The sequence below is a fragment of the Lutibacter sp. genome, assembly GCF_013139515.1.
Taxonomy (GTDB): Bacteria; Bacteroidota; Bacteroidia; order Flavobacteriales; family Flavobacteriaceae; genus Lutibacter.
The window spans coordinates 1-12,191 of record NZ_WTAR01000098.1 but is presented as its reverse complement, the minus strand read 5'-3'; the positions used below and the strand labels follow the sequence as shown (position 1 = coordinate 12,191).

10 protein-coding genes are annotated in these 12,191 nt (G+C 29.8%); all 10 read right to left on the bottom strand.

All coding sequences use genetic code 11. The features are described from left to right. Window positions 1-1,457 (bottom strand): ABC-F family ATP-binding cassette domain-containing protein (locus tag GQ540_RS09090; RefSeq protein WP_291800255.1); only part of this gene is annotated, 1,457 nt, incomplete at its 3' end. A gap of 124 nt (window positions 1,458-1,581) precedes the next feature. Next, entirely contained in the window at window positions 1,582-2,658 is a 1,077-nt protein-coding gene (prfA, locus tag GQ540_RS09085; protein ID WP_291800253.1) for a peptide chain release factor 1, read from the bottom strand. Between the two features lie 48 nt (window positions 2,659-2,706). Further along, window positions 2,707-3,888 (bottom strand): AIR synthase related protein, encoded by a 1,182-nt coding sequence (locus tag GQ540_RS09080; protein WP_291800251.1) that lies wholly within the window; start codon window positions 3,886-3,888, stop codon window positions 2,707-2,709. A 108-nt stretch (window positions 3,889-3,996) separates the two neighbouring features. Continuing rightward, the gene (locus GQ540_RS09075) at window positions 3,997-5,502 is read right to left on the bottom strand and encodes a carboxypeptidase regulatory-like domain-containing protein (RefSeq protein ID WP_291800249.1); all 1,506 of its coding nucleotides are present in this window, start codon (window positions 5,500-5,502) and stop codon (window positions 3,997-3,999) included. A 14-nt stretch (window positions 5,503-5,516) separates the two neighbouring features. After that, the gene (locus GQ540_RS09070; RefSeq protein WP_291800247.1) at window positions 5,517-6,908 is read right to left on the bottom strand and encodes a CsgG/HfaB family protein; all 1,392 of its coding nucleotides are present in this window, start codon (window positions 6,906-6,908) and stop codon (window positions 5,517-5,519) included. A gap of 9 nt (window positions 6,909-6,917) precedes the next feature. Further along, window positions 6,918-7,331, bottom strand: coding sequence for a curli production assembly/transport component CsgF (locus GQ540_RS09065; protein ID WP_291800245.1), 414 nt, complete (start codon window positions 7,329-7,331; stop codon window positions 6,918-6,920). A gap of 22 nt (window positions 7,332-7,353) precedes the next feature. Then, the gene (locus GQ540_RS09060) at window positions 7,354-8,073 is read right to left on the bottom strand and encodes a CsgE family curli-type amyloid fiber assembly protein (RefSeq protein WP_291800243.1); all 720 of its coding nucleotides are present in this window, start codon (window positions 8,071-8,073) and stop codon (window positions 7,354-7,356) included. 9 nt (window positions 8,074-8,082) lie between these two features. After that, window positions 8,083-8,538: a hypothetical protein gene (locus GQ540_RS09055; protein WP_291800241.1), complete on the bottom strand. Its 456-nt coding sequence runs from the start codon at window positions 8,536-8,538 to the stop codon at window positions 8,083-8,085. 63 nt (window positions 8,539-8,601) lie between these two features. Continuing rightward, window positions 8,602-9,651, bottom strand: coding sequence for a hypothetical protein (locus GQ540_RS09050; protein ID WP_291800239.1), 1,050 nt, complete (start codon window positions 9,649-9,651; stop codon window positions 8,602-8,604). Between the two features lie 299 nt (window positions 9,652-9,950). Further along, a complete protein-coding gene (locus tag GQ540_RS09045; RefSeq protein WP_291800237.1) occupies window positions 9,951-11,519 on the bottom strand; it encodes a hypothetical protein in 1,569 nt (522 codons plus the stop codon). Between the last annotated feature and the right edge of the window lie 672 nt (window positions 11,520-12,191).

Genomic DNA, 12,191 nt, shown 5'->3' with positions numbered 1-12,191 from the left:
GCTTCTTTAATAATATCTTTTGTTTTCATATCTAAATGATTTGTTGGCTCATCTAATATTAAAACATTTACTGGTTCTAACAATAATTTAATCATTGCTAAACGTGTTTTCTCTCCACCCGACAATACTTTTACTCTTTTTGTAGTATCATCACCACTAAACATAAACGCACCAAGAAGCCCTTTTATTTTAGTTCTAATATTGCCTACTGCTATTTGATCAATAGTATCAAATACTGTTAGTTCTTCATCTAATAGTGAAGCTTGATTTTGAGCGAAATAACCAATTTTAACATTGTGACCTATTTCTAAACTTCCCTCAAAATTAATTTCATCCATTATTGCTTTTATCAATGTAGATTTTCCTTCTCCATTTTTTCCAACAAAAGCCACTTTATCACCACGCTCAATAACTAAATTTGCATTATTAAAAACAACATGCTCATCATATTTTTTAGTTAAATCATTAACAACAATAGGATATTGACCACTTCTAGGCGATGTAGGAAATTTTAATCGTAATGCTGATGTATCAACTTCATCTATTTCAACTAGTTGCATTTTTTCTAGCATTTTAACGCGAGATTGCACTTGATTTGTTTTAGAGTAGGTTCCTTTAAAACGATCAATAAAACCAGTAGTTTCTATTATAATTTTTTGCTGCTCATCATAAGCCTTTTGTTGATGCGCACGACGATCTTTTCTTAGCTCTAAATAATGACTATAAGTAGCTTTATAATCGTAAATTTTGCCCATAGTAACTTCAATAGTTCTATTGGTAATATTATCAACAAATGCTCTATCATGCGAAATTACAATTACAGCTTTAGCTGAGTTTATTAAAAAATCTTCTAACCATTGAACACTCTCAATATCAATATGGTTTGTAGGCTCATCCAATAAAATTAAATCGGGTTTTTGTAATAAAATCTTAGCCAATTCAATTCGCATACGCCAACCACCTGAAAATTCAGAAGTTGGTCGATTAAAATCTGAACGCTCAAAACCAAGTCCTTTTAAAACAATTTCAACTTCTGCTTCATAATTCACTTCTTCAATAGCATAATATTTTTCACTTAATTCAGAAACACGCTCAATCAATTTCATATAATCATCACTTTCATAATCTGTACGAGTTGTAAGTGCTTCATTAATTTCTTCAATTTCAACCTTCATTTTTAAAACTTCAGCAAATGCTTTTGATGCTTCTTCAAAAACTGTAGAATTATCGTTTGCCAAAAGGTGCTGAGGAAGGTAAGCTATTACAGCTTCTTTTGGTGCTGAAATTGATCCTGATGTAGGTTTTTTTGCTCCAGCAATAATTTTTAATAGTGTAGATTTTCCTGCTCCATTTTTACCCATTAAAGCAATTTTATCATTTTCATTAATTGCAAATGAAACGTTGCTAAATAAAGTAGTACTTCCAAATTGAACTGAAATATCATTAACTGTAATCATTATTGACTTGTTTTATTAGTAAAAGCGGCAAATATACATTGATTTTCTTTTTTTAGTATTCTTTTTAAAACAAAAAAAGCAAGAACTTAACATTCTTGCTTTTTATATATTTTATTAGTTTTAATTATAAAACTTCTCCTAATTCTTTTAGTTTCTCTGTATTTTCAGCTAGTTTTAATTCTTCAATAATTTTATGGATATCACCATTAATTACATTTGATAAATCATACAATGTCAATCCAATTCTGTGTTCAGTAACACGACCTTGAGGATAATTATACGTTCTAATTTTAGCCGATCTATCTCCACTAGCAACCAAAGAATTTCTTTTGGCTGAATCTGCTGCCAATTTTTTCTCTAATTCTTGTTCATACAAACGAGAACGCAACACTTTCATTGCTTTTTCCTTATTTTTATGTTGTGATTTTTGATCTTGACATTGCGCCACTAAACCTGTTGGTGTATGTGTTAAACGAACAGCTGAGTATGTAGTATTTACAGATTGACCTCCTGGACCTGAAGAACAGAAATAATCTACACGAATGTCGCTTGGTTTTAATTCTACATCAAATTCTTCGGCTTCAGGCAATACCATTACGGTTGCTGCTGAAGTATGCACTCGTCCTTGAGTTTCAGTTTGAGGTACACGTTGTACACGGTGAACCCCAGATTCAAACTTCATATCTCCGTAAACATCATTTCCTGTTATACTAAATATAATCTCTTTAAACCCTCCTGAAGTTCCATCGCTAATATCTTCTACTTCAACCTTCCATTTTCTATCAGAGCAATATTTTGTATACATTCTATACAAATCGCCAGCAAAAATACTTGCTTCATCACCACCAGTTCCTGCTCTAATTTCAACAATAACATTTTTAGCATCTTCAGGATCCTTTGGAATTAGCATAAACTTAATATCATCTTCCAATTTTGGTAAACGAGCAGTTGCTTCATCCATTTCCATTTTAGCCATTTCTGTCATTTCTTCATCAGATCCATCAGCAATAATTTCTTTGGCTTCTTCAATATTATTCAACAATAATTTATACTCATCAGCAATTTTCATTACTGCGCTTAAATCTTTATATTCTTTGTTTATTTTTATATAGCGTTTTTGATCTGTAATAATATCTGGCTGTATTATTAAATCAGAAACCTCATCAAAACGTTGTTTTACTATTCTTAACTTATCTAACATCTTCTTCTTTTAATTGGATTGCAAATTTACGAATTTTAAACGACTTAATTATGAATACACAAACTCACCAAATTCACTTTTTATTGTTAGTTTTTTTACTTCTGAAGCTTCTACCCTTCCAATAATTTTAGCATCAACATTAAAACTTTTAGAAATTTTAATAATCTCATCAGCAACTTCAGGAGAAACATACAATTCCATTCTATGCCCACAATTAAACACCTGATACATTTCTTTCCAATCTGTTTTAGATTGCTCCTGAATTAATTTAAATAATGGTGGTATTTCAAACATATTGTTTTTTACAATATGCAAATTATCTATAAAATGAAGGATTTTTGTTTGTGCTCCTCCACTACAATGCACCATTCCGTGAATCTCTTTTGATGTATGCTTCTTCAAAATTTCCTTAATAATTGGTGCGTACGTTCTAGTTGGAGAAAGCACTAATTTACCAGCATTAATTGGTGAGTTTTCAACGGTATCAGTTAATTTAACATTACCTGAATACACTAACTCATTTGGTACAGCAGCATCAAAACTTTCTGGGAATTTTTCAGCTAAATATTTATGAAATACATCATGACGTGCAGACGTTAATCCGTTTGAACCCATACCTCCATTATATTCTTTCTCATAAGTTGCTTGCCCAAAAGAAGCCAAACCAACAATTACATCGCCAGGTTTTATATTTGCATTGTCAATAACATCAGCTCTTTTCATTCTAGCAGTAACTGTAGAATCTACAATTATAGTTCGTACCAAATCGCCAACATCAGCAGTTTCTCCACCTGTAGAATGAATTTCTACACCAAATTCTTTTAAATCTTGTAATAACTCTTCAGTACCATTAATTATTTGAGAAAGTACATCACCTGTTATTAAATTTTTATTACGTCCAATTGTAGATGATAATAAGATGTTTTCTGTAGCTCCAACACAAATTAAATCGTCAATATTCATAATTAATGCATCTTGCGCAATTCCTTTCCAAACTGAAATATCACCAGTTTCTTTCCAATACATATATGCTAATGATGATTTTGTGCCTGCTCCATCTGCATGCATTATTAAACAATAATCATTATCGTTTGTTAAATAATCAGGTACAATTTTGCAAAATGCCTTCGGAAATAGTCCTTTATCCACATTCTTAATAGCATTATGAACATCTTCTTTTGAAGCTGAAACACCTCTTTGGCTATATCTTTTACTTATTTCTGAACTCATTTTAGGTTTGTTAAGTTGTACTGCAAAAGTAATTTTTCTTTTTTAAATATTGAAGCATAAAAAAACCGAATGAGTTTTCATTCGGTTTTTTTATATTATTTTAAAATTTTATTCCCAATCTGGCATTGTTGAATTGGTAAATAAAGCTGATCTGTCATTATTATCAGAAATACTCATTCTATAAATAGATTTTGTAGAAATACCATCGTTTGAAGTATTTACAAAAATAACTTCGGCTTCATTTGGTGAAAATCTTGGATCTAAATCATTAGTTCCTGCTTCTTTATTTAGTGATATATCTGTACTTATATCAGCGTCAAAATCATAGATAAAAATATCAGTATCTAATTGTCTATTATCAGCAGCTTCATATTCAGAAATATCATACGTGTACAATAATAGTTTGTTATCAACCGAAATATCAAGTCCTCCTGCAGCACCACTTACACCTGATAAAACTGTAGTTAAAATACTTCCTGACATATCAATTGTATAAATTGCTACGTTATATCCAGAATTATCATTCGTTTTTAAAGCAATCATACTTTCATCATTACTCCAATCGCATTCAGTAATATAACTTCCATCAATTGTTTGGTAAATTTGTTGAAGTCCGCTACCATCCTTATTTATAACATATAATTTATCATAATGTGAATATATTAATCTATCCCCGTTTGAAGACCAGGAAAAATCTATCTCATTAAAATTAAATCCCGCAACTGGAACAGCTGATGTTACTTGAGATACACTTGAACCATTTTGATTCATGGTAAACAAATGAGTTTCATTATTAAATGTTCTTAAGAACGCAATTAGATTAGAGGCTTGGTTTTTTCTTGGCCTCCAACTATTTTGATCTTCAGTTGTTAATTCCACCTCATTTAAAGGTGAATTATTACCATCATCATAATTTGAAGAATAAATTAAGTTGTTATTATTAGAAGCCTTTTTAACATAAAAATATCTATTTTCAGGATCTAATTTTGTTTTGAAAGAACTCACTAAACTTAAAACTTCTGAATTAATATCATCAGTAGCTGCTATTTGCCAAAAATACTTTGTTCCATATTTTAAATCAGATATAACATACGTTGTATCAACAATTTCTTCAATTTTAATTATATCGTTATTATAATCGTTTTTAATTTCTAATCTATAGGTAATTGGATCTGCATCTGGATCTTCAGATTCCCAAATTAATTCAATTGAAAGTTCTTGCTCTTCAATTCCATCAGTTGGCGTTACTAATACTGGGGTTGTAGGTGGTCTATTTAATGTGTTTTCATCATCCATTTCAAATACAACATTTACTTCAATTCCAGTAGTAACTGTAGCTGCCTCAAAATTAGTTAAATAACCTTCTTTTTGTGCATTAATTGAGTACTCACCTGCTTCAATTTCATCATATCTAAAATATCCGTCAGCATCAGAAAAAACGGCATTATTTGTTGGACTTAATGTAATTTTAGCATTTTCTATAGGATCAAAACTATTTGATTCAACAATTCTCCCTGTTATTGTTCCTAAACCAACTAAATCAACAGTGTCTTCACCACAACTTATAAATAAGCCTAGTGTTAGTATAATTAATATTTTATATGCTCTTTTCATTTTTATTTTTTAAATTATTCAAATATTACAGATTTCACTCTATTATAAGGTTTGCCCATATAAAAATTAACACCAACTCCTATTCTCCAATAAAAGTCGTCTCTTTTTCCTTGAATTAAACCATCTAACTTATCATTAGTTAGCATGTTTTGTTCTCCAAATAATTTAATTCCAATATTATTTACCGGTAAATATTCTACTCCTAAACCGTATTGAAATTTAACTTGCGGACTTGCAATGTCTAAATCGGAAACTGTTCCAATTCCACCATACATAAAAGGTGAAACATTATCATATGGTAAAAAATTATATTCTAAATTTACATCAAATGACATTAGATCTTCCTTAAATGCTCCTTCATTTTCAAGTTGAAAATAACCAAAACCAACATTTAAATTTAAAGCAGGTTTTTTAAATTGAAATTTATACGCAATGCTTGTTCCTAGTTTCCCTTTTGGGTTTGAATAATCTCCTGATATATGTGATGATCCTGCAGTAATACTTATTGCGCTTTTCCCTCTTCTATCTTCTAACTTTCTATCTAATAATACTGTTGAATCTGCTTCTTCTTTTTCTTTTTTATATTTTTCTCTTAAAACTTCAACAACTTCTTGCCCACCTTTAGGTATCCATAATCCATCAATAATACCTTCAACAATTAATGTCTCCACAGCCTTATCAATGGCTTCTTTAACTGCTAATTGAGTTGGCTCATTTCTTGTTACTCCAGTTTCAACTTCTAATAAACGTTTTAGATTTACGTATCTAAATAAATTTGCTGAAATACCTTGTGATAATATTGTTTTTGAAATATAAACCGTTTTTAATATTTGTCCGTTTGAAGTTGATACAGCTCTTAAATATACCGTTATTCTATCTTGTCTATATTGGGTTGAACCACCTGCTCCAAAATATCTTGCGCCAGATCCACCTGTAATTATATTAGAATCATATGATATTACACCACCTTCTAAAAGTACGCCTGCAAATAATAGTGGCGGAATTGATGTTGTTACTTGCTCTTTATTATTTTTACTGTATTCTTGTCTTGTTGATCTAATTATTTGACGCTCATTTAACAAGTTACTCACATTTTCTCTTTCAATAGGTGTAAACCATTTAGAATCTTCTAAAGATTTTAAAAGTATTGATGTACCACCTTGAGTAACAGCTGTACTCCAACTAGTACCATTTTCAACAAGTTTATATTGCCCTGTTTGGTCTCTAAATTTATATACACCAACAACTGTTGGATTTATAGGCAAAAGGCCTTTTAACATGCTTTTTTTAGTTGTATTTTCACCTAACCTAGCTTCTGTAATTTCTAACGGCTGGTTAAAAATTGCTCCACAACCTGAAAATATTAACAAAAGTGCAACAAGTACACCAATATTTTTTTTGCTCATAGTTTGTTTTTAATTATTTGGGATTATAATTTGCGTTTGGTCTCCAGTTTCTGTGTCAAGTATATTTATTGCTAAACCATCTGTTGTTGGAGTAACATCTACTACTAAACTTCCAAAAACATACGTACCAACTGTTAGAGCGCTATCACCAAATTCTTGTTGAAATAAATCTTGAGATAATGAATTTAATAATTGTCTATTTAATGTTTCTGTAAACCTCTCTAATTCAGTTTGTTGCTCAAAACCTAATCCATTATCTTCTGTAAACTTATTTTGTGATTCAGCTGAACTTAACAACCAATTGTAGTTAAATGTATCACCTCCAAAGGCTGGGTTAACAGGTTTATAAACTAGTTGTTGAGATTGCATTAGGTAAGGAATACTAAACAATGCAAAAAACAAGAGTACTTTTACTTTTTTCATAACCACAATATATTAAAAAGAATTAAATTTTTTTATTTTTATATAATAATTTTCTTTGAGTTGAATAATTATAAACATACCTTAAAGCTTGATTTGCCGCTGCTTGAATAAATTCATCATCAGGTTTTGTCATAAATTCAAAAATTACAATGTCATCAACATCAATAGATATCTTACTTCCTCTACCAATACTTGGTTTCTCAGTAATATTAATAATAAACGGATATTGAGAGCCGGAAGATGAATATTTTTGATAAAAATAATCATAAAAATCTTTCCCTAATTTCGTTTTTACATCTTCAATAACCAATCCTTTAATTTCTATTTCGCTTTCTTCAACGAATTGCTTTTTTTTTCTATTTTCAGCTGAATAAATAATAGAAGAATCTTTAGCTACTAATGCACCTTCTTTTCTAATAAATAAGTATACTTTACACTCTTCGCCTTTTTGAATATTAATTTTTAAAGTCGCTAATTCTTTTTCTTCTGTAGGTTCCATAGAAAATTCACCTGATTGTGTATTTCTAGAATAGTTTCCGTTAACGCCTTTTTTTAAAGAGAATAGAAGATAATCAAACCCTTCTTTGTAAATATTTTCATCGTTTTGAGCTAAACCTTTAATATTCACTAAGTTATCTGTAATATTAGTCACTATTTTTGCGTTCAAATTTTCTTGTGAAAAAGTTGAAGTTCCATTAAATATAAATAGAAATAATAGTGTGTTTATTACAACTGTTTTCAAAATTGAAGTTTAATAATTTGTAATAGTTATAGTCTTGAAATTAGATTTTTGAATAATTTTCATATTGTCAATTAATGAATTCTCACCCAATATTTGCACAAAATTTTGATTTCCAATTTGTTGCACTTCAAGGTTTAGGTCATTTCTACCATAAAAACTAATAAACTCATAATTATTATAATCTCCTACTTGATTAACATTTTGAGTATTAGTACTTGTTTTTACATTGATAGAATTGTAGTTTCCTGCTTGTAGAATATTTAACTCAGTATTATTTACTAAGTTATTCGTTTTTACTTTTGAAACTAATAATTCATTTTCTGTTAACAAATTTTGTCCAGAACTTGCAATTTGAAAATATCTATTTATTAAATACGTATTCTCATCCGTTTGTTGAGCAGATGCATTATAAGAAAACACATTTACAAACAAAACTATAATTAATATGTGGTATAAATATTTCATCTTTCTCAAATTTAATAAAAAGAGCGCAATTCTACGCTCTTTTTTTGTTAATTTTTAAACCCTCTAGTTTGGATTTGCAGAACCTCCAAATTGACCTACAAAAGACATGTTATTATTTCCTGCCTGGTTAACTATACTAGAATGTGTATTCCCAAATTGCCCAGTTAAAGATAAATTCTCTAATCCGTTTTGTGAGGTTAAAGCACTATTATCAAAGCCTATTTGTAGTGTTTCACTAATATTAAGCTCTCCTATTTGCAGTGTTGAAGAATTGTTACCAGATCCTAATTGTAAAGTTCCAGATAAATTTAAATTACCTTCTTGATTTGTATAAGAGATATTGTTATTTCCTAATTCAATAGTTTCACTAACGTTAAAGTTTCCTAATTGTGTTGTTTCTGAATCATTTGAATCTCCTAATTGAAATTCAAATGCATTATTACTATCTCCTTCTTGAGTTTGAATAGCACTATTATGTTTACCATTTTGTATCACAACTTCAGCATTATTATCTCCTAATTGGTCTTGATTTGAAAAGTTACTATAACCTATTTGAGAAGCAAAAGCGTTGTTAATTTTGCCAAATTGTTTTTGAAAAGCGTCATTTACTGCTCCATCTTGGTAAATTGCTGCAATACTACCTTGAGATGCATTTACACCAGTTCTTTGATCTTGCTTTGCTAAATTTGAAAAACCATGTTGGTACACAATTCCTTTATTATAATCCCAACGTTGTAGTTGAAAAGATTCATTATAATCTCCATTTTGGAACGTAAGTTGAAAATTGTTTTCAGCCCAACCAACTCCTTGTGATTGGTTTGAATAATTATGATGTCCTAACTCAATAGTAATAGCTTTATTAAAACTACCTCTTTGGTTAACTAATGCATTATTATATGTTCCTTGTTGATATACTTTTGATGAGTTGTTTTCACCACCTAATACATTCATTTCTCCGTCTTGTTCGACTTTAGAATTATTAGAGGTTCCAACTTGAGTAACTACTGTCTTATTTAAAAACCCTAGTGAAATAACATCACTATTATTTTCTTGAGCTATTAATAATGACGTGCTCATTAATAAAACTAGCAGCGTAAGTTTTTGAATTTTCATAATTAAATTAATTTTAAATAAAATATTGTTAACTATAGTTGCATTGATAAATTATCAAAATTACTATGCGTTTTAACTTGGGGTGTTACTATTTTGTGGGGAATTTAAAATCACAAAATACAATTTATATTGCTAAGTTAATAATCTATTCCTGTTTATCAAACTTTTAGCTATTATACTTTACAAATAGCTTCATTTAAATAATAAACAGTAATACATATATACTTGCAAAGTGTATTTTTAATAAAACAAAAAAAAGGGGAATAAAATTCCCCTTTTTTTTTTTTATAAATAAAGTACTAGTTTGGCACTGAAGAACCTCCTATTTGAGTTACAAAAGATGTATTTCCTACACCATTTTGGTAAACATTACTGTTATGGCTATTACCCCATTGGTCAGTTGAAGAATAGTTTAAATAACCATCTTGATGAGTCATTGCTGCATTATCAAATCCAACTTGTAAAGTTCCACTCATATTCATATCTCCATGTTGTAAAGTAGTAGAAACGTTTGTTGAACCATATTGTCCAGTCCAAGAGCTGTTACTATACCCATATTGTTCAGTGTAAGAATCATTACGCTCTCCACCTTGATCGGTAGAACTCATATTCATATCACCATATTGGTAAGTATTTGAGTTATTACCTTCACCATATTGTGATGTGTAAGAAGTATTAACAAACCCATCTTGATGTGTCATAGAAACGTTATCTGCACCATCTTGGTATGTTGAACTAAAGTTACCATCACCATGTTGCAATGTAGTAGCTATATTATCATCACCATATTGCATAGTTTCAGAATAGTTATACCAAGCATCCCAAAAAGGATTACCTACACCATCTTGTTCAGTATATGAACTGTTACCATCACCAACTTGAGTTGTATAACTTGTATTCCCTAAACCATCTTGAAAAGTACCTGCACTATTTTCATCTCCATATTGTCCAGTTTGTGAAGAGTTTGAATAACCGTATTGAATTGTCCAAGAGCTATTATCATTCCCCCATTGATCAGTATATGATCCATTTGAAGAACCTGATTGACCAGTGTATTGGTCATTGCTATCACCATATTGCCAAGCATAACTCCAGTTACCATCACCATATTGTTCAGTTAAAGATTCATTATCATTACCTACTTGATCTTGTACGGTCCAGTTATAGTAACCATATTGAAAAGCTACAGCATTGTTACGTCTTCCTACTTGATATTGGAAGTTATAATTCATCTCACCATCTTGTACAGCAAGTGCATTATTTCTTCTTCCACTTTGGTATTGGTCAGAATAGTTACCATATCCAAATTGATACACTTCAGCAGAATTTCTTCTACCTCTCTGTGTTTGGTAAGCTGTATTGTAATCTCCAGCTTGTAAAACATAACCATAGTTACCCATAGCACCGTTAGTTAATGTACGTTGATCTTGGCTAGAAAAGTTACCATAACCATATTGTTCTACAACACCTGTGTTGTTATCCCAACGTTGTAATTGGTAAGAAGTATTCATAACCCCATCTTGGTAAGCTGATTGAAAGTTGTTTTCAGCAAAACCAACACCTTGAGATTGATTAGAGTAATTACCATAACCCATTTGAGCAACATGCGCTTCATTAGAATTACCTTGTTGATCTGTAACAGAAGCATTGTCATCACCTGATTGGTAAACGTCAGCCCAGTTACCTACACCACCTAATACATTCATTTGACCATCTTGGTCAATGTCAGAATCATTATTTGATCCTATCTGTAATACAGTAGCTAAATTTGAAACACCCAACGAATTTACATCACTGTTGTTTCCTTGTGCGAATATTAATGAAGTTCCCATTAATAAAGTCGCTAAACTTAAGATTTGTTTTTTCATAATAAATAATTTAAACATTAATTAGTAAATAAAAATTAAACAATATGTACCATAAATCCATAAGGGGAAATAACATATAATCTTTACATATGATAATCATATACAACTATTAAATAAGTATTATAAACTTATACTACGGGGATAAAACAATTTTTGAGGTTTAAATAGTGTGGGGTATTTACTATTTTAGAATAATTAAGCTATTATCTTTAATTAATCTAAATCAAAAGTATATTTATATTATAGTTTAACAAAATATTAAGTCTCAAAATTAGCAAATTGCACGTTTTTATAAACAAACAGTAAAATATGTAACAATTATCACTTAAACCTGTTATTTAGACCTTTTAAACACAAAATAATGGCACTTATAATTCTTTAAAAAGTTAATTAAGCCCATAAACATTGGAGATTTTATTAATACTAAAAAGTATTTTATATATCTATCTCATAGGCTTTTAACACAAATACAGCATTTCCAAATACAAATACATAATAATTAATCACCTTTAAAACCTTCTATCTTTCCCTTTGTAATTTAACCTTTGAATTAAAACCTATTATAAATAGTAAAATCCTCAAAACTTTGGAAGTTTTGAGGATTTATTTGGTACGTATTTTGATTTATTTTAGTGTTGACTTATGCTTACTGAATTGTAATTTCCTATTGCC